Origin of the sequence: Bradyrhizobium sp. ORS 86 (assembly GCF_045571475.1) — a bacterium.
Taxonomy (GTDB): Bacteria; Pseudomonadota; Alphaproteobacteria; order Rhizobiales; family Xanthobacteraceae; genus Bradyrhizobium.
In genome coordinates this window covers 2,424,526-2,450,882 of sequence record NZ_CP120699.1, presented here as the reverse complement: position 1 = coordinate 2,450,882, position 26,357 = coordinate 2,424,526, and the positions used below count along the sequence as shown (strand labels likewise).

22 protein-coding genes are annotated in these 26,357 nt (G+C 59.5%); 16 read left to right on the top strand and 6 right to left on the bottom strand.

The annotated features are described in order from the left end of the window. Positions 1-205: 205 nt before the first annotated feature. A complete protein-coding gene (locus P6U25_RS11030; RefSeq protein WP_407151251.1) occupies positions 206-625 on the bottom strand; it encodes a hypothetical protein in 420 nt (139 codons plus the stop codon). Between the two features lie 38 nt (positions 626-663). Here P6U25_RS11030 and P6U25_RS11025 point away from each other — a divergent pair, with 38 nt between their 5' ends. From P6U25_RS11025 to P6U25_RS11010, 4 genes are all read left to right on the top strand, one after another. Beyond that, entirely contained in the window at positions 664-1,041 is a 378-nt protein-coding gene (locus P6U25_RS11025; protein ID WP_407151250.1) for a hypothetical protein, read from the top strand. Positions 1,042-2,264: 1,223 nt separating this feature from the next. Then, a complete protein-coding gene (locus P6U25_RS11020) occupies positions 2,265-2,852 on the top strand; it encodes a hypothetical protein (RefSeq protein WP_407151249.1) in 588 nt (195 codons plus the stop codon). Between the two features lie 5 nt (positions 2,853-2,857). Then, a complete protein-coding gene (gene modB / locus P6U25_RS11015; RefSeq protein WP_280973061.1) occupies positions 2,858-3,544 on the top strand; it encodes a molybdate ABC transporter permease subunit in 687 nt (228 codons plus the stop codon). Positions 3,545-4,051: 507 nt separating this feature from the next. Beyond that, positions 4,052-5,314 carry a serine hydrolase domain-containing protein gene (locus P6U25_RS11010; RefSeq protein WP_407151248.1) on the top strand — a complete coding sequence of 421 codons (1,263 nt, stop codon included), beginning with the start codon at positions 4,052-4,054 and terminating at the stop codon, positions 5,312-5,314. A 220-nt stretch (positions 5,315-5,534) separates the two neighbouring features. Here the strand turns inward: P6U25_RS11010 and P6U25_RS11005 are convergent, their stop codons facing one another. Next, the gene (locus P6U25_RS11005) at positions 5,535-6,860 is read right to left on the bottom strand and encodes a DUF3422 family protein (RefSeq protein WP_407152492.1); all 1,326 of its coding nucleotides are present in this window, start codon (positions 6,858-6,860) and stop codon (positions 5,535-5,537) included. 3,950 nt (positions 6,861-10,810) lie between these two features. Continuing rightward, a complete protein-coding gene (locus tag P6U25_RS11000) occupies positions 10,811-10,948 on the bottom strand; it encodes a hypothetical protein (protein WP_280973065.1) in 138 nt (45 codons plus the stop codon). 517 nt (positions 10,949-11,465) lie between these two features. On the opposite strand from P6U25_RS11000, the gene P6U25_RS10995 reads away from it, so the two are divergent. The 9 genes from P6U25_RS10995 (at position 11,466) to P6U25_RS10955 (ending at position 20,475) form a co-directional block, all read left to right on the top strand. Then, entirely contained in the window at positions 11,466-12,974 is a 1,509-nt protein-coding gene (locus P6U25_RS10995; protein ID WP_407151247.1) for an acetyl/propionyl/methylcrotonyl-CoA carboxylase subunit alpha, read from the top strand. Position 12,975: 1 nt separating this feature from the next. Beyond that, positions 12,976-13,479: a biotin/lipoyl-containing protein gene (locus P6U25_RS10990; protein ID WP_280973067.1), complete on the top strand. Its 504-nt coding sequence runs from the start codon at positions 12,976-12,978 to the stop codon at positions 13,477-13,479. Between the two features lies 1 nt (position 13,480). Next, positions 13,481-15,088 carry an acyl-CoA carboxylase subunit beta gene (locus P6U25_RS10985; RefSeq protein ID WP_407151246.1) on the top strand — a complete coding sequence of 536 codons (1,608 nt, stop codon included), beginning with the start codon at positions 13,481-13,483 and terminating at the stop codon, positions 15,086-15,088. A gap of 806 nt (positions 15,089-15,894) precedes the next feature. Then, complete coding sequence (trpD, locus tag P6U25_RS10980; protein ID WP_407151245.1) at positions 15,895-16,908, top strand: anthranilate phosphoribosyltransferase; 1,014 nt, start codon at positions 15,895-15,897, stop codon at positions 16,906-16,908. Positions 16,909-16,923: 15 nt separating this feature from the next. After that, a complete protein-coding gene (gene trpC / locus P6U25_RS10975; protein WP_407151244.1) occupies positions 16,924-17,733 on the top strand; it encodes an indole-3-glycerol phosphate synthase TrpC in 810 nt (269 codons plus the stop codon). 37 nt (positions 17,734-17,770) lie between these two features. Further along, complete coding sequence (locus tag P6U25_RS10970) at positions 17,771-17,959, top strand: hypothetical protein (protein ID WP_280973071.1); 189 nt, start codon at positions 17,771-17,773, stop codon at positions 17,957-17,959. A gap of 251 nt (positions 17,960-18,210) precedes the next feature. Further along, a complete protein-coding gene (locus tag P6U25_RS10965) occupies positions 18,211-18,711 on the top strand; it encodes a flavin reductase family protein (RefSeq protein ID WP_407151243.1) in 501 nt (166 codons plus the stop codon). A gap of 75 nt (positions 18,712-18,786) precedes the next feature. Continuing rightward, the gene (locus P6U25_RS10960) at positions 18,787-19,089 is read left to right on the top strand and encodes a hypothetical protein (RefSeq protein ID WP_407151242.1); all 303 of its coding nucleotides are present in this window, start codon (positions 18,787-18,789) and stop codon (positions 19,087-19,089) included. Positions 19,090-19,350: 261 nt separating this feature from the next. Then, positions 19,351-20,475 carry a M20 family metallopeptidase gene (locus P6U25_RS10955; RefSeq protein WP_407151241.1) on the top strand — a complete coding sequence of 375 codons (1,125 nt, stop codon included), beginning with the start codon at positions 19,351-19,353 and terminating at the stop codon, positions 20,473-20,475. A gap of 611 nt (positions 20,476-21,086) precedes the next feature. Here the strand turns inward: P6U25_RS10955 and P6U25_RS10950 are convergent. Next, entirely contained in the window at positions 21,087-21,488 is a 402-nt protein-coding gene (locus tag P6U25_RS10950; RefSeq protein ID WP_407151240.1) for a hypothetical protein, read from the bottom strand. 230 nt (positions 21,489-21,718) lie between these two features. Here P6U25_RS10950 and P6U25_RS10945 point away from each other — a divergent pair, with 230 nt between their 5' ends. Both P6U25_RS10945 and P6U25_RS10940 read left to right on the top strand, forming a co-directional pair. Continuing rightward, positions 21,719-23,254: a class I adenylate-forming enzyme family protein gene (locus P6U25_RS10945; RefSeq protein ID WP_407151239.1), complete on the top strand. Its 1,536-nt coding sequence runs from the start codon at positions 21,719-21,721 to the stop codon at positions 23,252-23,254. A gap of 175 nt (positions 23,255-23,429) precedes the next feature. After that, positions 23,430-24,740, top strand: coding sequence for a hypothetical protein (locus P6U25_RS10940; protein WP_407151238.1), 1,311 nt, complete (start codon positions 23,430-23,432; stop codon positions 24,738-24,740). Positions 24,741-24,915: 175 nt separating this feature from the next. Here P6U25_RS10940 and P6U25_RS10935 read toward each other — a convergent pair whose 3' ends face one another. Together P6U25_RS10935 and P6U25_RS10930 are read right to left on the bottom strand one after the other, a co-directional pair. Next, on the bottom strand, positions 24,916-25,299 hold the full coding sequence (locus P6U25_RS10935; protein WP_407151237.1) for a type II toxin-antitoxin system HigA family antitoxin: 384 nt from the start codon (positions 25,297-25,299) through the stop codon (positions 24,916-24,918). Beyond that, entirely contained in the window at positions 25,299-25,595 is a 297-nt protein-coding gene (locus tag P6U25_RS10930) for a type II toxin-antitoxin system HigB family toxin (protein ID WP_280978196.1), read from the bottom strand. Before P6U25_RS10930 ends, P6U25_RS10935 begins: the two co-directional genes overlap by 1 nt. A 140-nt stretch (positions 25,596-25,735) precedes the next feature. On the opposite strand from P6U25_RS10930, the gene P6U25_RS10925 reads away from it, so the two are divergent. Further along, on the top strand, positions 25,736-26,353 hold the full coding sequence (locus P6U25_RS10925) for a hypothetical protein (protein ID WP_407151236.1): 618 nt from the start codon (positions 25,736-25,738) through the stop codon (positions 26,351-26,353). Positions 26,354-26,357 lie beyond the last annotated feature (4 nt).

The window sequence follows — 26,357 nt, the reverse complement described above, 5'->3', positions numbered from 1 at the left end:
ACGGACGTCAAGTGTGGAGTGAGCGATGGCGTTATCGCGAGATGTTCGCCGCCAGCGAACTGACTGGGACGACGAAGGTCGTGATCGCCGCGCCGACGCTCGAAATAAGAGTGGCGAGCGCTGCGAGCTTGGCGCGGACGGGCCGGTTATCGGCAAGCGTTGGGAGCTCGACGTCATTGACCAGTTACCGACATCATCGATCAAGTCACGATGTCGCCGTCATCTGCGCAAACAACGTTGCAGAGTCCGACGGTCCAAGTCCGACAATGCCTACAAAGCTTGGCGGTGGCATCGGAATATCCCAATATGTCGGCTTCCACAGATGCAGGCAATAGCGGCTGTTATTCACATATTGCGAATGAGGCGGATGCAGCTGCATCACGCATTCCTCTTCATCCCAGAACAGATCCTTGACAAAGCACATCTCTTCCCAGTTCGGGCAGCGCCGCGCCGTCGACGCGGAGACATGCTCCCAGCCTGGGCGAACCAGTCCGCTGATCTTGAGTTCACAGCCGCAAGGCCCTTGGACCAAGAACAGGCCGCAGGGACCTGATCCCGGAACACTGGCGAATCGGCCGGATCGTATACGGCCAGCCTCCAGCTTTTCTATGATCCGTGATCGCATGCCCCCTCCTTCGCTTCGCGGATCCTTTTGAAATCCACGTGGATTACGTTGTCCCGCGTCCCATTGATCGGCGCGAGCTGAGTTTTCAATGCAACATTCCGGTCAGCCTGCGTGAGCGGCTGCACGAACAATCTGCGAAGCAAGGCGCAGATGCCGGTCATCATTCATCCCTCCACTACCCATTTTTGAAAGCTCAGGACCCTCTTCGAAGAATTCGATCAAGCGGTCTTGCCGGCGCGCCGGAATGGCGCTTTCCCGATTCATCACCGCCTAATGGCAAAGCGGCTCTCACAGAACCCGGCGCGACAGGGATCCGGAAGACTTTGCCAGCCCCAGATTTGGTTTTCCTCGCTCTTGCCCACGTACGATCCGTCTTGCGAGCCGACCGCAATCCGGGCCGCAAGACGCGCGACTGACCCGGACCGGCTGAACGTGACGGAACAGCGCCCGAAGGGCAGGCCTACGAACCCGTGACAGCTTGACCGGTGATCGTCTCGACCAGCCTCCGCTACGAGGCGATCATTGCGAGCGGCCTGATCGAACGCAGATAGCGCATTGTCGCGGCGGCGGGCGGAATAAATGAGCAGCACAGGACTTGCGCCGCTGACAAATGGTCTCCTTCATCACCGATGCGTCGACTGGCGTGCGCAATACAATGCTATCGAGCATGTTTCGTCAGGACTTTCCGTCATGGCCAGCGAGCCGTGTGGCGCCCTCACATGGTTGTGGCTTCCACAAGCGTTGCCGCCTCGGTCAGATGCGCGCTTGTCGCCGTAGTACTCGATCATTCTTAGGCCCTCGCTCCTCGGCGAGCCTGAAACAGGCCAATGCGTCATCTATGTGGCCGCATGAGCGAAGTTCGGCTCGAAAGCCTGATAAAGCGTCTGCATTCGCGGGGTGGACGGTCACGTGCGCCGATGCCGCCCCTCTTTAATGTCCCATGCCGGCGGCGAGCTCCCGCCATAGATCTGCATCAGCCTGTCAGATGCGCTTTGCAGAATAAGACCACATGCTTTCCAGTATCTGACGGACTGCCATCGCCACGTCAGTTTCAAGCCGAGCGAGCAAGCCAAGGGCGACGATGGTTCGCTGGCACTGTCTCCAAACTGACGGCGCGCCGAGGGCCAGATCGTCAAGCGACCTTGATCGGCCGCGAGCCCGGGGTTGTCTGGCACGCCGAAGCCGCAACGCGGCGGCCGCCACGGGGGCGACGTCCAGATCCTGCGCTTGATGCTCGAACTTGAGCGGCATCACTTGGGGTCGTCCTACCATCGGCGTCTGTTTGAGGACAAAGCAGGCCGGAAACCTGACAACGGGGTTCTGTCCATTCCAGAGTAGCGCGGGCATCTATCCCCGTTTCGTGCTCGTTTGGCACGGAACGCGCCGTGCTTCGCGAGCGGCACGGCGATTGCTGGATGGGGAGCAATGAGTCGCCGCGGCCCAGCGCTAGAGGCGACGCTGTCTCAGGAGATTTCGATGAGGCTCGCCCAACTGATGCTTGTCAATTCGGTTCTGATTCCTCTCCTGCTTGGAAGCGCGGACGCGTCGGACATCAATATACCGGTCGTCCCGAACCTTCCTGTGTTGGCCAACGCGCCCGCAGGGTCGTCGAAGCAGGCAAACCGGCCCAAGGATCGCCTTGAACGTGCGCTCCAGCGAGAGATCTTACAGAGAATTCACCAACGCCGTGGCATTTCAGGTGTCGCTCTCGCCTGGCGACGTCCGCCCGATCCAGCTCATCGAGAACACCCATACGGCTGCGAAGGTCCATTTCATGCCTACGCTTGGCGACCTCTGCCCGTCGCGTTCGATTTCCGACGTCATGGATGGTGCCAGGACAGTGGTCATGACAGCTGTCACAACATTGAGTATCCGCGACCGCGCCGTGAGATATGACGGCGCAGGCAAGATGCAGACGATGAATGCGTTCGCAACACCTGATGCGGAGCGGCAGACGCTCTTTGCGCTGGCAGCCACCACTGAGCTTCGTCGACGTGTGGAGATCGCAGGCGCCGATGTTGGCCCCGCCGCTCCGTTACGACCAAGCAGCGAAAGCACGCACCGGACGGAAGCAGAGCAGTTTAGTGATCCGAGCTGGATGGGTGCCGCGTCCTTGCTCAGTGACGCTGCTACGACGGCGATGGGCATCCTTGCCGTTTTTGCCAGCGAGCTTGATGTCCAGGCGGTCGTAGCGCGACCCGGCTTGCTGCCGTCAACCTTGGGGTAGCGTGGATGGATGCCTTTTCGACCGAGATCTGGCAGTCGGTCGCGCTGACAATCGAGCTTGCGGGCATAACGACCGCAATTCTCTTGATTTTCGGCACGCCGCTCGCGTGGTGGTTGGCGCGCTCGAAAGGCGCTTTGGCCAGCGCGATCGCGACGATTGTTGCGCTTCCGCTGGTTCTGCCACCGACCGTCCTCGGATTCTGCGTGCTTATCCTGCTCGGTCCGAACGGTCCAGGGGGCTTTCTGGCCTCTCTGTGGGGCGAGCACACGCTCGCCTTCACCTTTGTTGGTGTCGTGGTCGGCTCGGTTTTCTCCGCGCTACCGCTTGTGGTGCAGCCAATCCGAAACGCCTTCGTCGCAATGGGTGACCGCCCGCTGGAAGATGCGGCGGCTCGCCGCGCCTCTGCGATGTATTCGTTCTTCGCAGTCGCCCTGCCGTTGGCTCGGCCGGAATGTCTCAAGGCAGCTGTGCTAGGCTTTGCTCATACGATCGGGACGTTTGGCGTCGTGATGATGATCGGCGGCAACATTCCTGGGCGCACCAAAGTGGTGTCGGCCTATGTTTTGGAATATGTTCAAGCGTCGCGTTGGCAGGAAGCAAGCTGGGTCGCCGGCGGCATGGTGCTGTTCGCCTTTGCAGTGCTCCTCAGCCTAGGCGTGATCGACAAATACTGTGGAAAGAGGGGCAGTTGAGGACAGGTGCCCCACGCCGGATCGGATCGCCCCTAGCAGCCGAGGCAGCAGCATCTCGGCTTGATGGGGCTCAATGTGGCAGCCGGCGGCCAGGCTGCGATCTTCAGACCGGCTCGGCCGCGACCCACCAAGGTCCGGATTCATCCTCGAAGCTGGAGCGTTTCGGCGCCGATCTCCGCAATCGATGGCGAGGCCAAACATCGACAGACGGGGTCTTTCGCGCATCCATCAATCCACGACCGCTTGTTCGATGTTCGGACCATTTGCGCAAAGATGGTCAAGGCAGACATCGCTCAAGATGCCGGCCTGCGGTCGGATCAAGGCAGGTAGGGACGGCGCCGCGGATGCGACGCGGCTCGTCGTGTAAAGGCCGCGCTCTGCGCAGGGCCGGATGGCCGCACGTTTTTAAGGCGAACAACCGGGCTATCAACAATGTGATCGGATCATGCAAACACGAGGGACAGGTTGCACGACGAAAGATCCATCCATCCTGTGAGGGAGATGCCCATGAAGGAGCTTATCATCGGCGCGGCGGCAGCGGTAATCGGCCTCAATTCGGGGCAGGCCGCGCCTCTACCTGAGGTCAAGGCCGATGACGTCGGAGTTTCGCAGCAGCGGCTCACCAGGCTGGATGAGTTCTTCGCGCGCGAGATCGCGGACCAGCGCGTGCCAGGGGCGGTGGTCGCCATCGCCAGAGACGGCAAGCTGGTTCACTACAAGGCGTACGGGCAGCTCGATCCGGCAAAAGGCACGCCCATGCCGCTCAATGCAGTGTTCGCACTTGCCTCCATGACCAAGCCGATGGTGGCGGTTGCCGGGCTTACGCTCATGGAACAAGGCCGCCTGCCCCTGCAGGCCAAGCTTACGGACTACTATCCGACATTCGCTAACATGAAAGTGGGCGTTCCGCGGTTTGACGAATCGCTGGAGTTCAAATCGCAGGCCTCGCCGATCCGCATTCATGATCTCTATCGCCACACGTCAGGCCTCGCCTATGGTGGGCGGCCGGACAGCTCGAACCAGGTCGCGCGCCTCTATCCGGATTTTGCAACTCCAGCGATCAGAGGCGATAAAGAGGCTTTCATCGACAGCATTACCAGGCTTCCACTGGCGCACCAACCGGGGACGGAATTCGAATACGGCTGCTCGATCGATGTGCTGGGCGCCGTCGTCGAGCTGGTCACTGAACAGCGATTGGGGGAGTACCTTACGAAGGCCCTGTGGGATCCGATCGGGATGCACGATGCCACGTTTCACCCTTCCGCGCGGCAACGTGAACGTCTCGCGCGTCCATTTCCGCACGATCCGCTGACCGGCAAGCCACAGGCGATTGAGCTGCTCGACACGCCAACGAAGTTCGATTGCGGGGGAGCCTGCGCATTTTCGACGGTCGGTGACTACGTGCGCTTTGCACAAATGCTGCTAAACGGCGGGGAACTCGAGGGACGGCGCACTCTCGGTCCCAGGACGGTGCATCACATGATCTCCAATCATCTTGGGCCGGAGATCAAGAATAACGTCGCTCATGTGGAGCCACATCGTGCTGGCTTCGGGTTCGGGCTCGGAGTGGCGGTCCGGACGAATGAGGGTCTGTCGGCAGTGCCAGGTAATCCAGGCGAGTTCACCTGGGCAGGCGCGTACGGTACGCAATTCTTCTGTGATCCCAAGGAACGTCTCGTCGTCGTCGTGGGAACGGCAGCTCCCGGAGAAATCCGGACGTATTACCGTGAGCAGGTCCAGGACATCGTTTATTCCGCAATCGTCCGATAGTCCGACTGCGGTTGGGCTCGCCGAACAAAGTGAACAGCGATTCTGGCCACGTGACGCCTGATGGCCGCTGACCTGAGAGCGCAACAGAACTCGCCGATCAGCAACGAGGCATGGGTTGAGGCCTGCGGCTGTCGCGCAACTCCAGGCGCCAGGGCTCCGACAACGGAAATGATCGCTGTTCGCCGCCTGCTTTCAATTGCTACATCCGACACAAGGACGTTTAGTCGCCGGCGCCGGAAGGCACGTCCTCATGCTTGAGGTGACGCTTTCGGATATTGTAACTCACCAGCCAGATCACGCCGACGGCGATCGGCACGAAGACCGCGGTCAAGTACGACGGCTCGACACGAAGTCCGACATCGTGCGCGCCCTTGGCAAGGTAGCTAAACAGGCTGACGACATAGTATCCGATCGCCGCAACCGATAATCCCTCTACCGTGCATTGCAACCGCAATTGTTGCTTGGTGCGATCATTGATGGCGCGCAACAGGTCACGATTTTGTCGTTCGATTTCAACATCGACACGGGTGCGCAACAAATCGGCAGCACGGGCCAGCTTGATCGACAATGTCGCCTGACGATCCTCCACCGTTGCGCAGGTTCGCATCGCAGGCGCCATGCGGCGCGCCAGAAACGACGACCAGGTCGGATAACCCGTAACCTCGTTGCCTTCGATGATGGACAGACGCGATTGGACCAGCTCGTTATAGGCCCTGCTGGCGCCGAATCGAAACAGGCTGCCGGTTGCGCTTCGCTCGAAAGATGAGGCCAGACCCGTCAATTCCGCAAGCAGATGGCTGTTGAGCTTCAATCCCTCCGCGCCTTGCATTTCTTCGAGCACTTCAACAAGACGTTTATCGATGCGATCGACTGTCGGCGACAGCTCAAGGGCGGCCGACAGGCCAAGCAGTGCCAGCGGACGATAGGTCTCGATTTCCAGGAGCCGTTGCACCAGCGCGCCGAGGTCGTGCGGCGTCAGTCCGAGATCGCAAATGCGGATTTTGGTGAAGCCCTTGTCGTCTACACGAAAGTCCGAGGCCACCACGGCTGCACCGCCCCTTATACGGACCATAGCCAGGCTATTCTTGTCAAACATCTGTTCCGCACGTTTAGTCGGAAACGCGTCGCGCTCCGCCTCCAACTTGATCGCGACCAGCAGCTGTCCATCCTGCCGCAGCGCGCGCATCAGCGACTGGACCGTACCTCCGGCTGGGTCGAATTGGTGAGCGGTCGGACTGTTCGCGGTACTCCAGATCAAGGTGAATGTCGCAAATTCCGAATGCTGCTCCCAACGCAGCACAATAGGTCCGATCCCTATCTCATGATGTTTCGCCGATAGCTCGGGCACGGGAAGGTTATTCTGCCGGCAGAACTCAAGAAAGCGGCGACGATCGCTAGCGGCCACCTCGCCCTGCGCTAGGAGAGCAAAGTGGACCACGGTGAATGGTGAAACGAGGCGCATGAAAGGCCGGGCATGCACTTCACCGAGGGCGGCCTCGCGTTGCGGATGCAGCGTGAAGATTCGCAAATCCAGTTCATCGAGCATATTGTGACGACCCGCCTCAGAAGAGCAACAACCGTCAGCCTTGGCATGAGCGGCCTTGGCGTGAGCGGGCCATAGGCGGGCACCCCAGCCGTGGGCTGCAGTCTTGTCGACGACCGATTCCGAGGTCGCCTTCAGTACCTGAAAGCTTTTTTCCCGGAGCAGAATCAGCGTCGGCAACCAGGGACGGAATAGCGTCTTTCAGCTTTGGGCTAAGGCCGTCCAGGACGTCAGCTGGATACCGCCCCGCGCCTGGAGCCAAATCCGGGCATTGTCGATCGGTGCCCGTAACGCGGCGGCCGCGGGTCGCTCCATGACCTCGGCGACCACTGGTGCTGGCCGATGATTGGCTCCGCCATTCGACCGACATCGCGCGCCGTCGAAGCGACGCGATATGCCGATCACGATGTGTCAACGGAGTTTCGAAAGTGGCTTTCCGGCAGTGAGGCCAGCGCTGCGGGATGCTTTGATGAGCGCAAGGCTCTTCGGTGTTCACTCCAGCATGCGCATGGGCGGCCTGCGAAGTCGGCATTTGACCGGCAACCGCATCGTCCATTGGCAGATCGAGGCTCAAACGCGACTCCCGTTCCATTGCCGCAGCCGTCTTCTCTGACGCGCAGACGATGGTGCAGGATTCGGGCCAGCACCGGAGCAGCCGACCGCTCCCATATTTCGTGCAAGGGTGTTCTGAACACAGTTGGAATCGATTTCAGGGAAAGCCAGCTAGCATTCTGGACGAAAGATACTCGCAACGCGAGCCGCGCATGTTCGGCAGGCTGACGCGTATGCACACCCTCAGCCGTGGTCGTCGCATTGACCGATCCGTCAGCCAAATTGCTTCGCATGCAGACGAGCCGTGTAGCTAAGGCCTGCGATTGATCAAAGGGCTGTCCAAATCTGGACTGGTCAGCTGATCGCAAGACGCTGGCGCGTGTGTGATCGCCAGGGTCACTTTTTGGCGTGGGCTTGGCTTCCCAGCGATCGCCCACTGCGGGCCGAGCATCTCTTGCTGCGAGCATCTTGAGCCGGCCACAACGACGTCCGGTAGCGCAGGTACATCCGGACCATTTCAACTTCGGCTGCGGCTGGCGCGCTCTGGCTCACTGATGAGCCACGCCCGTCCAATTCCGCCGTGCTGGGGCGCATTCGCAAACCTCGCGCGCAAGCCGGGAGCCAATCCCGGGAGGATTGCGACAAGATGCTGGCATTCGGACGACATGGAACCAATCCAAAGCCTGAACGCGGGGCGCAGCGCGAGCCGTCGGAGCCTCCGACAACGTCAGGCCAGCCGCTTCGCAGGTCTACGACGCGCTTGGGCATTCCACCTGCGCCCACGCCAACGGTATCCGCTTTCGCGCTGCCCCTCACCATCGTGCAGACACCGATTCTCTCCTTAGCGCGCCCATCGCGAGCTCGTTGGAAGTCAAGTCGTGCCAACCGATATCGTCCCGCGTGATGCGCCCCGTTCAGCTCTGGCCAGAACGCAGCGCCAGACCGCGATCCTCATTCGGCGCCCTTGCCGGGGCGCATGGGTTGTTCGTTCACCGACCCAGAACCGCCCGACGCCGCTGCTGCTCGTGAGCTCCTGGATGATTCCCTCGCGGAACAAAGTTAATTCCATGCGCACGGATCCGACAATCGAACTGTCTGTCGCGCAGCCGCTATGAAAAGGAGATCATCGCTGGAGACCATGATGCGCATGCGCATTTCAAGCGAAAGAGCCGCGGACTGTTCGGGAGGAGTCACCCAGTTCTCACGCATCGCGTTGTGTTTAAGACGTCGTCGTAGCGAATGCGACGATTGCGCAGCTAAATCATTCCGCCGCCCCGCGGCGAACACGCTCGTTTCTCATTTATAGCGACGCTCGGCACGTTTCACTCGTGGCATGGCGATTGCTCAGATGAAGATGCAGGAACCAAGGCCCACCGCATGACCTCGTCCTCACGACCCTGATCCCAGGCATCGGAACGAGGTATGGCCTTGAGTGACCTTATTCGACCATAAGCCAAGCCATGGCTCGTGACGACGGCAGGGTAAGAAAGCGTACGGATGACACACTGGCGCGTATCAAGACATTCCGTGATCAAACACGACAACCGCGCATCGGACCTCAGCGCTTCGCAAGCCCGGACAGTCTGGAACTTCTGGCCGCTTGCGGCGCTCCTACTCAACGCGCTACTCTGGATTTTGATCTGCTGGGCCATCGCCTGGGCTTTTGCCGTGTTCTTTTGACCGGAACAAGACACCGAATCTCGTAAGCCAGCGCACATGCAAGCCTGTCGTCGGAGCCCACGGATCCATGCGCGTGGGGCTGTCGACCGAACAAGCGCGTGGCGACCTGTGGGGAAGATGCGTCCCACCGATGGGATGCTTGGGAGCGCGCGATGAGCTGGCTCGGGCAAGCTGAGCCGACCCGGCGCACATTGCAGGAGATCAATGTGCGTCGAGCCGTTCAGGGCATCGGCGAGGCAGTGAACCATCGTGGCGCTTCCCGGCGCACGGCCATCGCGATGTCCATATTTGCTTTTGCAAATGCTGTGCCGAACCATTCGGCAGATCGCTTGACCGCACCATCAAGTCGACCTTCTCGTTTGCAAAGAAGCGTCCAAGCACTTGGTTCCGGCGCAACTGCCTCGCTTGTCACTGGAATAGATCAAGCTCGCTCCCCTTCTCGGCTTTGCGAATTCGACCTGCCACGCTCGCATGTGCGCAAACCCGATATCGAACAAGGCCGGCTGGCCTTCCCAAAGGGCTCCGACCGAGCGTCGGCCCGCCCAACTCTCACTTAGCCCAGACGCAGCGAAGCATCAGAACTCCTGACCGGGATCTGGCTCGTCGTCGTTTCTGCGCGCTTGCCATTCTTGGGCACGCCGGGCCAGCTTCTCGTATTCTTCGGCAACCCTGAGGAGTTTGTCTCGGGGCCTGCCATTCGCCAACGATTCGGCCTTGGTTCGCGTTGCTCGCGCACGGCCTCGCCAATGGTCGGGATCGTAGAGTTTACTCTTCGGATTCATGTCGACCAAGATGCAGTCTTCGGATCAAAGTAATGCGACATGTGGGCTCCGTACGATTACGTAAGCGACTTCCCTCGCAACACGAATTGTCGAAATGACGTCCGAGCTTTGCACGCTCTTGCAGCGTTGTGACGGTCGATCCGTGTGCTCACCAGCAAGGCGGTGCGCGGTTGCTCGCAAAACGAGAGTGGCTGATTCGACGCGCATTCGTTCGGATCGTTGTTCACGTCCGGCGATCAGCAACAGACCTGTGAGCGGCCATGCGCAAATGAGCCGGATCGCACGCCTACAAGCCACGAGATCCTCTATCGCTTACGCCGAGCCGCCATGCCAGCACTATCGTGCGTATCGCGCACCATCGCTCAGCCATCCAGTCGAGCGAGAGCGAGCCGCGCAATTCCGCTTGTGACCTTCCGCCCTCGCTTTGTGCGAGGTTCATCTCGAACATATGTAAGTGCGAATATATTCGCACGACCATCGCGAATGGGCTTGAATCGCACGTAGCGTCAGATTGTACGATCAAGGACAATTGGGAGCCACCCCGGACAATCCAGACGATTCATGACAGCCAATGAGAATTGCGAATGTCTCACACCTGAAAGCTCAATCACCATTCTCAAGCATGCTGAGCGACGTTGGACGACGTCAATCATGAACTGCCGACTGCATTGGCCCTCGATCGAGCGTTCACTCCTGCTTCAGGGCGCTCCGCTTAATCGCGAGCCATCCCTGTGGCGCCTCGCGGGCAACCAGCGCTAATCGCCTTCGCTTCTCCGCCGTCGCGACCGTCTCCCATCGGGACCGCAAGTCTCACTTTGCGTTCCGGTCGATGATCTCATCGGATCGCCGACGATTTCCGGTAGCGACCGGCGTGTGACGATAAAAGCTACACATCAAAGCCATGGTACAACCAAGAGCACACATCGGAAGGTCGCCCTATCAATTGCGCAGCGAGCCTTGCTGCAACTCCAGCGGATCTGATTCCGCTTCAATCGCGGCCGTGGCCGAGCAGCGACCAACAACCGAGCCACCACCGCGGTAAGCCCGCAGAAAGATCGCGACGGTCGAGACCTTCAATGACTTCGGCCTGTTATCGGTAGTCAGGTCACAGTGCGCCTCGCGTAGGAAACCGCTACCGCAGACACCACCATCCAAAGAGGATATCGTGAATCAACAACGACGAACGCATGGGTCTTCGCGCCCCAAGGCCAATCGCTGTGCGATTGGGATTGTTGCTGGTCTTACAGCAACCTTTCTAGGTTTCGGATGCGTGAGTGCGCGAGATCAGGCACCGACCGCGGATGAGAAAGAGGCCTGCATGGAGGACGTCTTCCGCCTATGCAGCAGCCAGATACCGGATCGGGCCGCCATCACTGCGTGTCTCAGGGCCAAGCAGGCGAGCCTGAGCCACCAATGCCGCTACGTGATGTCAACGCGAGACACGACCAAAGGAAAAGCTGACTCCCGATGAAGTGCGACAGGGCAGCCCGTATCTCCGGGCGCCTTCGGTTCGGGGAGCTCCTCCAGAGCCACGCCTGACGGAGACTGCTCGCCGGCACGGGCGTTCGGGACGAACGACCCGCTCTCGCAACCAATGGACTATCTGATTTCACGCATTGATTCGGAACGGCGAATGCACACACTCCCCTTCGATACGGTTCTGATCGCCAATAGGGGCGAGATCGCCGTCCGAATTATCAAGACATTACGCAAGCTGGGACTTCGTTCCGCAATCGTCTATCACGAGGTCGATGCGCAAACTCCCGCCATCGCCATGGCCGACGTAGCGATTGAGGTCAGCGCTCGCACGCCGATCGCGGCCTACCTGGATATCGCGCAGATCATCGCCGCGGCCCGCAAGGCGAACGCCGGCGCGCTACATCCGGGTTACGGCTTTCTCTCCGAAAATGCGCAGTTCGCCAGGGCGGTGATACAGGCCGGAATGGCGTTCATCGGACCCACTCCCGAGACCATAGAACTCATGGGCGATAAGATCCGGGCCCGCAACTTCGTGCAGCGGAACGGATTTCCGGTCGCCCCCTCTGCGATTGAGGAGGATGATCCGGCGACGTTTGTTTCCAAAGCGCGGGCTATCGGCGCGCCCCTGCTGGTCAAACCGTCGGCAGGCGGTGGCGGCAAGGGCATGCGGATCGTGCGCGATCTCGATACCCTGGAAGACGCTATTGACCTGTCGCGGAGCGAGGGCCGGCGATACTTCGGCGATGGCCGGCTCTACGTCGAGCGATATGTCGAAGACCCACGGCACATCGAGGTTCAGGTGCTTGGCGACGCCTTCGGAAACGTGGTGCATTTGTTCGAGCGCGAATGTTCTGTCCAGCGTCGCTTCCAAAAAATCATCGAGGAATCGCCCTCTCCAGCGCTGTCACCAGAATTGCGGGAGCGGATCTGCGAAACCGCGGTCGGCATCGCCCGCGCCGCGAACTACCAGAACGCAGGGACCGTCGAGTTCATTTTCGGCCGAGGTGAGTTTTATTTTCTGGAGATGAACACCCGCCTGCAAGTTGAGCACCCTGTGACGGAGATGGCCACCGGCATAGATCTTGTTGCCCAACAGATCTATGCGGCCGCGGGCCGAGAACTCGACTTCTCGCAATCGGCCATAGTCTCGGACGGACACGCGATCGAAGTCAGGCTGTATGCAGAAGCTCCCGAGCGCGGATACGTTCCGACGACCGGCAAGGTACTGCTTCTGGAGTACCCGCACGGCGTGCGCATCGACAGCGGTATCCTGCAAGGTCAGCACATCACGACGGCATTCGATCCGATGCTCGCCAAGATTATATCTCATGCTCCGACGCGCATGGATGCCGTGACAAAGGCCCATCGGGCGGTTCAGGAACTGGTGCTTCTCGGCTGCGAGACGAATGCCGGCTTTCTCGCCCGCATTCTCGCCGACGAAGCATTTCTCGGCGGACAATTCCATACCGGATACCTTGAACAGAACCCGCACATCGCAGTGGGCAATACTTCTGACGGCTTGTCCGCCTTCCTGGCATCGGCAGCCCTTTTGACGCGAACCGTCCGTGATTCGGCCGATGCTATCCCTGATCTTCACGCAGCAATCGGCAGTTGGAGAAATTGACGTGTATCACACTTTCGAGGTTGATGGCGTCGACCACAAGCTGTGGCTTTCACCCTGCCGGCAAGGGTACCGTCTTCACCTAACTGACCAGGTGATTGCTCCGGTCAAGTTCGTCTATCACAACGACAGTTGCGGTCTGCTGACCATTGCCGGCGAAGCCGAGCCAGTCCGCTTCGTCGTCGACGGTGATGTCATTCACGTTCTCATTCGCGGCAGGACGCGTACCTTGCGCTACCGCGACCCACTGCGAACGCTCGCTTCCGTAGCTGGACAGGACAATTCCCTTGTGGCCCGCGCGCCGATGCCGGGCGTGGTTGTAACGACCACGGTATCACCGGGCCAATCGGTCTCCGCGGGCATGGCGCTGATGATGATCGAGAGCATGAAGTTGGAAACCATCATACGCTGCCCGCAGGACGGTGTCGTCGATCGAATTCACTTCGAGGAAGGGGACAGCTTCGAGCGGGACGCAGTGCTGGTCACGCTGACCAAGGAAGGACGCTGACATGCAGCGGATCACTTCTGTTCTGAAGGTCAACTCGCACGAATTCCGCAACAACGAGCTCCACAACAGACGCCTTGCGGACGAATTGAAGGAGCGGCAGCGTGCTGCCCGCTTCCAGAGGCCGGAGCGAGAGCTCGAGCGCTTGCGTCGCCAGAATAAGCTCTTTGTTCGAGATCGGGTCGAAGCGTTGCTCGATCCACACACGCCGTTCCTTGAATTTTCGACGTTAGCCGCCAACAAGGCTTACGAGGGCGAGGTACCCGGTGCAGCCCAGGTGGTCGGCATCGGCATCGTAGCAGGTCGCGAGGTGATTGTTCACGCCGATGATGCCAGCGTCAAGGGCGGGGCATGGTATCCGCTCTCCGTCAAGAAGATCGTGCGAGCGTTGGACATAGCCATCGAAAATCGCTTGCCGGTGATCCATCTATGCGACTGCGCCGGCGGATTCCTGCCGTTGCAGGCCGAGTTCTTTGCAGATCGTTACCACGCTGGTCGAATTCTGCGCAATCAATCGATCCTGTCCAAGATGGGAGTACCGCAGGTCGCCATTGCGATGGGCCACTGCACGGCGGGAGGCGCCTATGTCCCCGCGCTCAGCGACTACAACATTATCGTTGAAGGAACGGGAGCGATTTTTCTTGGCGGCCCGCCGGTCGTGAAGGCCGCCACCGGCGAAAATGTATCGGTTGAGGAGCTTGGCGGAGCCCATATGCATACCGGCGTGTCGGGCACGAGCGACTACCTCGCAAGCTCCGAGATGCATGCGATTGCAATTGCCCGCGACATCGTGGCTCACCTTAAGCGTCCCGCCAAGGCGTCGATTGATCGAGCTGCCCCGGAGCCGCCCCTCTACGATCCGTGCGAACTGTATGGCATCATCCCGAAGGATCCCCGTGTCCAGTTCGACATGCGGGAGATCGTCGCCCGACTGGTTGATGGCAGCCGATTCCACGAATACCAGCCGCGCTTTGGTACATCGCTGGTTTGCGGCTTCGCGCGGCTTCATGGCTATCAAATTGGCGTAATCGCAAACAACGGCGTTTTGTTCAACGAAAGCGCATTGAAGGGTGCTCATTTCATCCAGCTGTGCGACCGCAACCGCACGCCCCTGCTTTTTCTGCAGAATGTCACGGGCTTCATGGTCGGCCGCGAGTACGAACGGCGCGGTATTACCAAGGATGGCGCCAAGCTCATCATGGCGATGTCCGGCGCGTCGGTGCCAAAATTGACCGTCATTTGCAATGGCTCACACGGCGCAGGTACTTACGCGATGGCGGGACGCGCTTTCGATCCCCGTTTTGTGTTCACTTGGCCGCAAGCTCAGATCTCTGCGATGGGCGCCGAGCAAGCGGCCGGCGTGCTCACTCATGTCAAGGCAAGGCAATTGGCCCGCGAGGGCGGTCGTCTGTCGGAGCAGGAGCTGGAAACCATTCGCGAACCGATTCTCGAAGAGTATCGGGAGCGTTCCAGCGCCTACTATGCAACCTCTGAAATCTGGGACGACGGCATTCTTGATCCGATCGATACCAGAAGCGCGCTCGCGGTTGCCCTGAGTGCTTCGTTAAGTGCTCCAATTGAAGCACCGCATTACGGCGTATTCCGAATGTAGCGGCGGATCTGGGTACGCGGTGCAGCTGGATGCGACCTTGGGTTCGCGAGGGCGCCACGGTCCATGATAGGGCGCGATCATCAGTGATGCGGTCCGGTCGCCTGCGCCGCAGTTGAGCGTGGCGGATCCGTAGCGCCAAGTGCCGGCCCAACCTCAGCGCGAAACCGCTCATCTATGAATTTCCGGATTTCGTCTTGTTGCGGATCGCTCTCGATCAGCCTTTGAGCTGACGAGAGCTCCACGAGTCGGAAACAGCGAGGCGATGCGTCAGGCGGAATGCAGCGATAAACGGGTCGCCAAGCTATCCCTACGCGGCTTGTCGAACGTGCCTGCAATTTGTCTGCAATGTCGCGAGGTCGTTCGCAGCGCGCCGGCACAGCAGAGCCGGCGTCGGTCAGACCGGAAAGCCGGGCACCGCCTTGATGATCCACCTCTGCGTTTCGGCCCGCGCACCACAATTTTCATTTGGCAACCTCGGTCGGATGATGACTTACTCGAACGGCACCAGTCCATCCCACGGATCAGATTGCAACGTTCGCGACCACCCTTGCGCTTTGCACTGGCCCACCGCCAGATTGGAATGGAAGGGCTTGAATCTGACGTGACGTCAGGTTGTAGCTTCCACAGCGCTCCCGGGATCAAGCTAACACCACGCATCCGTCGAAGGCGCGTCAGCTGGGTCTATGTTCGGGCGACGGGTAACTCGCCACTTCCGTCTCGGACCAGGAGATGAGGCGGGCTAGCCGGTCGATGGGGCTGCATGCGCATACGGCTAATTGGGACAACTAGGCACGCTCTGGAGCACGATGGACGTCCTCAAATCGATCATTGGCAAAGTCGCCAGCGGTGCCACCCTGACCCGCGAGGAGACAGCGATCGCCTTCGACATCATCATGTCAGGCCAGGCGACGCCCTCGCAGATCGGCGGACTGTTGCTGGCAATGCGGGTGCGCGGCGAGACGGTGGAAGAAGTCACCGGGGCAGCGTCAGCGATACGAAGCAAAATGCTGTCGGTGAGCGTACCGGGCGATCCCGTCGACATCGTGGGCACGGGTGGCGATGCTTCTAGCTCGCTCAACGTGTCGACATGCGCCTCCTTTATCGTCGCCGGCGCCGGCGTTCCGGTGGCCAAGCACGGCAACCGCGCGGTGTCCTCGCGATCAGGCGCCGCGGACGTTTTGGCGCGCCTTGGCGTGAAGATTGACCTCAAGCCGAAAGCCGTTGGTCGTTGTATGCACGAGGCCGGCATAGGTTTCATGTTTGCGCCGACCCATCATCCGGCCATGCAGCGCGTTAGACAAATTCGGACCGCACTTGGGACCCGCACGATCTTTAATCTGATCGGACCTCTATCCAATCCTGCTGGGGTCAAGCGGCAGATCGTCGGAGTATTCTCGCGCCAGTGGGTGCAGCCTTTGGCGCAGGTGTTGCAGACCCTCGGCGCTACGTCGGTGTGGGTGGTTCACGGCTCAGACGGGCTCGATGAGATCACTCTCACTGGCTCCACATTTGTTGCCGCGCTTGATGCGGGTGCGATCCGCACCTTCGAAGTAGCGCCCGAAGACGCTGGTCTGGCCCGCTGTGACGTCGATTCACTGAAAGGCAGCGACGCCGACGCCAACGCGGTAGCGCTCAAAGGCGTGCTCGACGGCAAACCAGGCTCCTATCGCGACGTCGCGCTTCTAAATGCCGCCGCGGCATTGATCGTAGCCGGCCGGGCCGCGACTTTGAAGGAGGGTGTTGCGCTCGGCCAGCGCTCGCTTGACAGCGGCGCTGCCGCCGCACGATTGAAACGTCTGATAGCGGTCTCCAACGCTTAACCGCCGAGCTGACCGATGTCCGATATTCTGACCAGGATCGAGTCCTATAAGCGCGAGGAAATTGCAGCTGCCAAACGGGCGTTACCGCTGCCGGACGTCGAGGCACTCGCGAAGCGAGCGCAAGCTCCCCGCGGCTTTGTCGACGCGATCCGCAATAAGCAGGCTTCCGGCGAGCATGCTCTCATAGCCGAGATCAAGAAGGCCTCGCCTTCCAAGGGTTGCATTCGTGGCGACTTCGACGCCCCTGCGCTCGCGCAAGCCTATGAGGCGGGTGGCGCAGCCTGCCTCTCTGTCCTGACCGATACGCCATCGTTCCAGGGACATCTCGATTTCATGGTGGCGGCGCGTAGCCAGACAACTCTTCCGGTGCTGCGGAAGGACTTCATGTTCGATACCTATCAGGTGGCCGAGGCACGCGCCCATGGCGCCGACTGCATCCTGATCATCATGGCAGCGCTGGACGCCGCTGCCGCGCGCGATATCGAAGCCGCTGCCCTAACGCACGGCATGGACGTGCTGGTCGAGATCCACGACGCCGCGGAACTCGACCGTGCTCTCACCCTTCGCTCACCGATGATCGGCATCAATAATCGCAATTTGCGCACGTTCGAAACCACGCTCTCAACGAGCGAGACCCTGGCACCGCTCATCCCGAAAGATCGTCTGATCGTCTCGGAAAGCGGCATACTCGGGCCCGGCGATCTTACGAGGCTTTCGCGTGTTGGGATTTCGACCTTCCTGGTCGGTGAGAGCTTGATGCGGCAAGCTGATGTACGCGCCGCAACGCGTTCGCTGCTGGCGCCGATGGCAGCCATAACAACTTAGTGAAAGACACGCAGTGCGTCAAAGGAGACAATCGACGATGTCATGGCAAACGCTGGAAGTTCTCGGATCGATCGCGAAGATAGAACACATTATTCGAAAGTTTCGAGAACTGATCGATACAGATGGCTCGATCCCGCCGGAGCTGCGGGGCACGCTGCACATCACGCTCGATGAGCATCTGTGCGCGGCAAAACAGCGCGTTCTGGATACGCAACCGGTGCGATGATGCCCCTTATACGAAGAGAAGCACGAACGGCGGTCCAATATCGGAATCGGCCTCACATGGCGCCGCCAAACACTTGCAGACCTGGCAGGCGCGCTCTGACGCCGATTGCCGCCAGAAGGCGGTCATGAGCCCGTACGCCGAACCGCAAGTTCGAGAACGGCCACCACGGCACTCTCCGCGCGGCGAATGAGACAGCCAACTCGACGCCCCTTTACAGGCCAATCATCATGAGCTGCCGGTCCCCTTTCAAGATGCACGATATTCCGTCGGTCCAGGCGATCGAGTTCCGCCAGGCTATGCGAAATCTGGCGAGCGGCGTCGCGATTGTGACGACTGGAGCGGCCGTCAGGCGGCGCGGGTTAACAGTCAGTTCTGTGACTTCGATCTGCATGGAGCCTCCCTGTCTTCTGGTCGCCATTAACGCCAGTTCCGAGACGCATGACGCGATATTCGCCAACAACAGTTTTGGAGTGAGTTTTCTGTGCAGCGATCAGGAAGACCTTGCGCTGCGGTTTGGGGGGCGGGATGGCGCGAAAGGAGTTCACCGCTTCGTTTCGGCGCAGTGGAATCAGGGCATTCTCGACGTACCGCTTTTGCAAAGCGCGATGTTTACGCTCGAGTGCATCTTGCATGACCATAAGGGGATTGGCACGCATACCATCTTTGTCGGACGAATTGTCGCGACCCGGCCAGGCCAAGGCGATCCGTTGATCAACTTCCGCGGAACGCTTCGAACCATACCGAAAGGTTGAATGCATTTTGTACGCAAGAGGCGGACGAGCAGCCGGCTCAATCACCTTGAAGACCGCAATGAGGACCGGAGCCAAATGATCATCGAATACTCACCCGAAAGCGGCGTACAGTTGGTGGATCCTTTGGACTTTGGCGGATTCAAACTCGTGCTGAAGGGCTCACTTTCTCCTAACACTCAAGCCTTGAGGGGAATTACTCTCGTTGATCAAGGCAATGCGCTTGTCCCTGTCGACTTGGTGCCTACGCTGTCCGGTTGCCCCAAGGAAAGCAAAGCCTGGCAAGTGGCCTATGGCAAGATGGTGGCGAGCGCTCGCGAGTACGGCTGGATTGACGTCGACGCAGATGCGATTCGCGCACACATCGAAAGAAGGTCCTAAGGTTGGAGACGCTATCGCTCATTTCGAGAGCGAGGCAGCAGATCTGTCCTGCATGATCTCCGTCGACACCTACCGACATTGATAGCTCCGTTCCTGCCGGCAAGCGAGTAACATCAGTTTTCGCCGACAGGGCCACCCTCGGCCGGTAACGGGTTGCGAGCGGAACGTATCGTCGCGAGACATCATGGTTGGGACCAGGCGAATCGCATCATGATCTCGTGCGCGCGATGACAAACTCATTCACAGGCGCCAACAACATCCATGTCGAGCAACCGGTTTCAATCAGGCGCGATCCTCGACGGCATCCGCCGCTGGGTCGAGATCGAGTCGCCGACCGAACGGCCCGATCAGGTCAACAAGCTCGCCGACCTCGTCGCCTCGAGCTATCGCGATCTGCCGGCCACCGTGGAACGTATCGCGGGGCGCGACGGCCGTGGCGATCACCTGGTCGCACGCTCGTCCTGGGGCCAGGAAGCGCCGGGCATCCTGGTGCTGAGCCACCTCGACACCGTGCACCCGATGGGCTTCATCGAACGTCTGCCGTTCAGGATCGACGGCGACAGCGCGTTCGGCCCCGGCATCTACGACATGAAGGGCGGCGCTTATCTCGCCTATCACGCCTTCCGGCAGATCTGCGCCGATGACGCACGCGCGCCGCTCGGCATCACCCAGCTCTACGTCTCCGACGAAGAAGTCGGCAGCCCGACCTCGCGGGCGCTGATCGAGGCCGAGGGCCGCAAGGCCAAATACGTGCTGGTCACCGAACCGGCGCGCGCCGGCGGCAAGATCGTCACCGGGCGCAAGGGCGTCGCGCGGTTCGACGTGTTCATCAAGGGCGCGCCGGCGCATGCCGGAGCGTCCCCCGAGGGAGGTCGCAGTGCGATCCGCGAGCTCGGCAACGTGATCCAGACGCTAGAGTCGATGAACGACCTCGAGCGCGGCATCACCGTCAATGTCGGCGTGGTCCGCGGCGGCACCAAGCCGAACGTGATCGCCGAAGAGGCCTATGCCGAAGTCGACCTGCGCGTTCCGACGATGGCCGACGCCGACGAGTTGGTGTCGAAGATCCTCGGGATCACATCTCGCACCGAGGGCGTCACCGTGACGGTGACGGGCGAGCTCAATCGTCCGCCTTATGAGAAGAGCAATTCCGGCACCGCGCTCTACGAGCACGCCAGGACGGTCGCCGCCGAGCTCGGCTTCGATCTGCTCGATGTCTTCACCGGCGGCGGCTCCGACGGCAATTTCACCGCGCCGCACACCGCGACCCTCGACGGTCTCGGCGTCGACGGCAAGGGTGCGCATACCCATTACGAGCAGCTCTATATCTCCTCGCTCGAGCCGCGCGCGCGGCTCCTGCATCGCCTCTATCAGACGCTGCGATGATCGCCGCACCACGCGATGCCGGCGACCATGACGCGCCCAGGGGACGACCGGACAACGCGGACGCTAGTGCGGGAAACACCAGAAGGCGACGTGCCTTTCGCTCGTCGCGACTAGCCTGACTTACGACCGCCGAGCACTCGTTTTGACCATCGCAGGTTACGCAGCAAATCGTGCACGGTTGTGTCCTGGAATTCGCTACCGCCGTCCCAGCACACACGAGCGGCGAACGGACTGCTTCGGGCTCGCGCCAAAGGGTTGGGATCATCCAGCTTTCTTGTCGCGTTTCCCACGTCCGGTTGTAGATATTCCACATGACCAGCTCCGAGGGACTTGAATCGCACGTAACGTTAAATTGTACGTTCTTGAGGTGGCCAGTCTTTGACTTGCATCGAGGTAAGGATTCCGAATGCCCCAAATTGAAAGACTGACGCCGCGAGATCTCATCTTGACACTGGATCCCGACATCGAGCTTGCCGACATGGTGATGCATCGATCGTCAACTGCGGCGCCGTTATTGGCGAACGATAGTGAAAGACAGGGCAATCCAGAACCGAGGCCATATGCCCGCTGCGATCGGCATCGCCTGAGAGATTTTGCGCGGGTCCACCGTTTCACACATCCGAACGCAAGAACCTTTGCCAGCCGACGTGCGCCTCGAAACCACTTTGGCGAACATGCCGCTCACAGCGGTCGATGAGCAATGGTATGGTGCTGCTATCGCGCAAATCCGTGACGATCGGTCTGACTGTGGAGATTTTCAACCGAGTTAGGTTGAACGGGCCGCTCCGCATAAGCGGCGCTTCGATTGCTCGGCAGATCGGAGCAGCAAAGTGAAAAAACCCGATGGCGCCAGGAAGGTTCTCTTGATCGACCATACTGAGGGGCAATGCCGGGCCATTGTCGGTTTCAAAGATGAGGATGAGAGAGAGGCGTATATGTGCGGCGAGCCTGTACTTAGAAAGCCGGGCAAGAAGATTTCGTCGTGGTGCGCCTATCATTACGGACAGATGCACTCAACATCCGTTGAGCAACCCTCAGCGCGAAATGAAGCGTCCGGATCACCAGCTCTCGAGGGCCCTTCACCGAAACGATTGTAACATCGTTTGACTGGCATTCACTGAGACAGTCTGACGATCGTCCGCATCTGAGATGCCTATCAACACAATAGCATCACCATCAACAGACTTTCCAAAGAATTTCAGGAAGGGCCTGATCGCGCATGGACCGATCCAGGGGAACGGAAATGAATCTCGCAACACTGATTGAGCGTAATGCGGCGTTCGCTCCCAACAGGCCGGCGATCCATTTCGAGGGCGAGACTTTAAGTTATGCGGCCTTCAATCAACGGATCGGGCAGATCGCTGGCGCCTTGAAAAGCCGGCTCGGTGTGGATAAAGGCGACCGCGTCGCGATTCTCAGCTTCAACCGGCCTGACTATCTGGCGCTGCTTTATGCCTGTGCACGGCTCGGAGCCATGGTCGTGCCGTTGAATTGGCGCCTTGCTGTCACCGAGCAGCTCTTCATCCTGTCCGACGCCGGGGCCAAGGTGCTGCTTCTCGAGCAGGCGTTCGACGGTCTGCTGCCCGCACTTGCACAGAAATCGCCTGATACCGCCGTTGTCGGGTTGGATTTTGCGCCTCCCGGCGGCAGCAAGTGGGACAGCCTGCTGGACCGTGCCCCCGGCGATGGTCGCAATCCGGGTGCGGACCTCTCCTGCCCGCTTCTCATTGTTTACACCTCCGGCACCACCGGTCGGCCGAAAGGCGCCGTGCTACGGCAGGACGCGTTGCTGTGGAATGGGGTCATGAGTCAGCACATGCATGACCTCAGTTCGTCGGATCATGTCTTGACAGTATTGCCGCTGTTTCACGTTGGCGGCCTCAATATCCAGACAACGCCAGCCTTGCACAATGGCGCGACCATCACTCTCCACGCGCGGTTTACGCCGGAGGCGACGCTCGCTGCATTTGAGCGCGATCGGCCGACGCTTGCGGCATTGGTGCCGGCAGCGATTCGGGCCCTCACAAACCATCCATCATGGCCGACGACGGACTTGTCCTCGCTGAAAGCAATTTGCACCGGCTCAACGATGGTGCCGCGGCATCTTACCGACCGTTTTGCCGCGCGGGGGGTGCCGGTTCTGGAGGTTTACGGTTCGACGGAGACCTGCCCCATTGCTGTCTATACGAAGCTTGGCGGCGATCCTGCGCACGAGGGTTCGAGCGGCTTGCCCGGTCTATGCTGTGAAGCAGCGATCATCAATGATGCCGGCACCACGGTGCCCCCGGATAGCCCAGGCGAGATCGTGGTGCGCGGCCCCAACGTCTTCTGCGGATATTGGGGTGACAAACAAGCAACCGAGGCGGCCCTACATGGCGGGTGGTATCGCACCGGCGACATCGGACGACGCGATGGTGATGGGTATTTTTGGATCCAAGATCGCAAGAAGAATCTGATCATTTCCGGTGGGGAGAATATCTCTCCTGCCGAAGTTGAGCGTGTGCTCAGGGAGCATGGCGACGTCGCGGACTGCGCCGTTGTCGGTCGTCCGGACCCACGCTGGGAGGAAGTTCCTGTCGCTTATGTGATCAAACGAGCTGGAGTACAAATTGAGGCTGAAGCGCTGATCGCCCATCTGCGATCGCAACTCGCCGGCTTTAAGGTGCCGCGCGAGATCATTTTCACAGAAGAATTGCCGCGAACGGCGCTGGGTAAGGTCCAGCACTTCATGCTGAAGCAACTCGGTACGCGATCACCACAGCAAGGCGATAACAATTGAACTCCGTCACCTGGAATCGGCACGGCATCCCTCAACCAGGCACGGACGACGTTCATTCTCGCCGCGATGAAAGTCGCGGCGATCAAAAAGACCACGCGAATTTGCGGCTAGGTGTTTGTCGTCACGGATGGCAGCCCTCTGCGGCCAACAAAGCCAAAAGCGCGCGAGACAGCTGATGCCTCAGATCCTCATCATGAACGCCGGTACGGCTCAAATGTCGGGGACCGACTTGACGGCGATCCAGCTTTCGCTTGCCGCGAAGTCGGCTTGGCGCTCGGTGTGGCTGGCACGGGAGGGTGACTTGATTGTCTCGCCGATCCCCATCCCAGCAGATCTGCTGTCATTCGTTGGCTCGACGCTTAAGTTCGATCCTGCGAGCCTGCTGCTGTTTGTTCCTGAGGGCGCGCACGACCATCCGGTCCTTTGTGATGTCACCCTACAGTCCGATGCTGTTGTCGAACGAATAAGCCACATCGTTCGTCAGAATACATATTGGAAGATATCCGCCTGCTATGCAACTGAAGGTGTTGCCCGGCTGGCCGCCGTGCTCGGCATAGCCAAGGACGGGGACAAGTTCGCTCTTCAGCGAGGGCCCGACCTACTGAATCGCAAGAGCCACTTTCGTCAGTTGGCAACGAGTGTCGCCCTTCCGCTGGCCAATGGATGCGTAGCGACGAGCTCGGACGAACTCCTCGCAGCCGTTACCGGCCTGAGGTCTGAGACCGGCAACGTGATCCTAAAACTGGACAACGGAGCCGGCGGCGCGGGGAATATCGTCCTAACCAGCAAGAAGACCACGCCGCTCCCCGGCGCAAGAGAAACTCGGCGAGTCCATTGGCCGACGTTTGATCCCGATGCAGTTTGGTCCGAGATGACAACACCGTCATGCAGGACGCTGGTTGTTGAATCGTACCACCTGGCTCGGTCCATGTTCTACCTCGAGTTCGAGATCGAGGAAAACGGTGCAATCACATACGTCAATAGTGGAGACATCCGTCTGCGTCGAAGCAAAGATCGGTCGGAAAGAGCTCTCGTCTGGACCGGACTCGAGCTTCCAAGTGACATGAGCAATCGTCAACGCTCGATCGCTCACGCTCACGCCTATCGATTTGCAGAGTTGGCGCGGACCTTGGGGTACCGCGGCTTGATCAACATCGACGCCATCTTCTCGACGGACGGTCGACTGCTGTTCAATGAGGCGAACGGCCGGTGGGGTGGAGGCTCGGTGTTGCACAGCATCGCAGCCCGGCTGCTCGGTTCCGACTATTCTGATTCCTACGTGGTTTCGTCTGTACGGGACGTTCGATCAAGCTCCCTGCGAGCTGCAATTGACCATTTCGCCAAGAGGGGATGGCTGTTCGACGACACACGCAAGGAAGGGCTCATTCCGCTCGCCGCCGACCAAGATGCAGGCACGGTAGAGTGTCTGGTGATCGCGCACGACAGGCTGTCGGCTCGCAATTTGCAGTATCGACTACCGAGATAATCCGATTTGGATCACGGCGACTCTTTCCGAGGTTGAGCACGAACGCCCACAAATCGGGTATCTACCGCTGGGTCGTGCCTGCTTGATCTGTCTGGCCCCGGTCGTCAAAGCGTTGGGGCAAGTAGTATTTTGGCCAATTAAGAAAAGGGCGCCGCCTAAGCGGGGCCTTCAAAATTTAGGCGTATGCGCGGGCTAGTTCGTATTGAGCCGTCAGGGCATCAATTGGAATGTTCCACTCCTTGCTAATGGTGCGGATCATTTCCAGCGTTAGAGGTCGAATTCGGTTCAGTATTTCAGATGCGCGATTGCGCCCGATAAGATTGCCGAGTTCGGCTTGAGATTTGCCCATAGACTCAATCGCAAAATGGAGAACGTCTACCGGGTCGCCGTGAGGCGTGGAAAAGTGCCCATCCTCGTACTCCTTAATAAGTGAGGAAAGGACTTCGAAACGATCACCATCGGGCGTGCCTGGAGCGGGCTCTGCCTCGAAATAACGGGTTACTTCGCGGATCGCCCAGTCGTAGTCCTGTTCGTTGTGGAGAGGCCTTACGTCCATCATCACACAGTCTCCGCATTAATTCCGTTGTACTCGTCGTGCGTGCCTACAAACTTGATCAGGCCGGTTTTGAACTTGTAGGAGAAATGGACCACGAGGCGGTACTTGTTGCCGCCGATATCGAAAATGGCCCGATTATCTCCAACAAAGTCCACATTGTTCCCAAATGCCGTCTTCAGGTCTGCTGGGCCACCCCAGTTACCTTTGGAAACGATTTCGTACCAAGTTCCCAAAGGGGTCTCTGCTTGGGGGTACCGCTCCCAAAAGACTTTGAGCGCCCTCCTCGCTATTACGTTCATTGCCATAGCATGTTCCCAGTATGGGATCAATTTAAAAATTCCCAACGTGGGAACGGTTTTCGTGGGTTTCGTGGCGGCCTCTTGTAATGTTGATTTTTGTGACCTACTTGTAGGTCGAGAAAATCAACATCGAGGGCTTTATGGATATCGTCCAAGCCATCATACTGCGCGAGCCTTGGGAAGTGACGCCTAGGTTGCAGGAACTAACTCTCCACAAGAATAAGTTGCTAGAGGTTCGTGATATTGCAGTGCACGAAAGGGCCAATGCGACGGCGTTCCATGCCGCCAACGCACCCGGCACGTTCTCATATCACCACGGCATTTGGGCGCTCCGACACCGCTTCGTCGGAGCCGATTGGCGAGTGGATCGGACCAATGGGGTAGAAACGATCCGGAACGACAGACTCAAACTGGTGGCGAGTTTCTGCAACGTCGATCTTGCCTGCGTGGATTTCCATAAACCTCAACCAAGAACGAAGAAAGGAAGCGGTGTTGAGCGAGCATCCGAGCCCGGATTGTTCGAGCAGCTTCCCCAGTATGCGCCGCGTCCCAAAGGGGAATGGCAGTTCTTTTACCTTATGGTCGATGAAAACGGGGCGGCTGAGTTATCTAGGCCTGTGGTGAAAGGCGGTGGATTCACAGCCATGATCGAGCGCATCTATCTATCCTACGGAGCTGACGACGATGGGACTGGGCTCCTGCAAGATACACCGGACGCGCCCGTCGAATTTGATCCGCAGATTGCGCGCAAGCTCTGAGTAA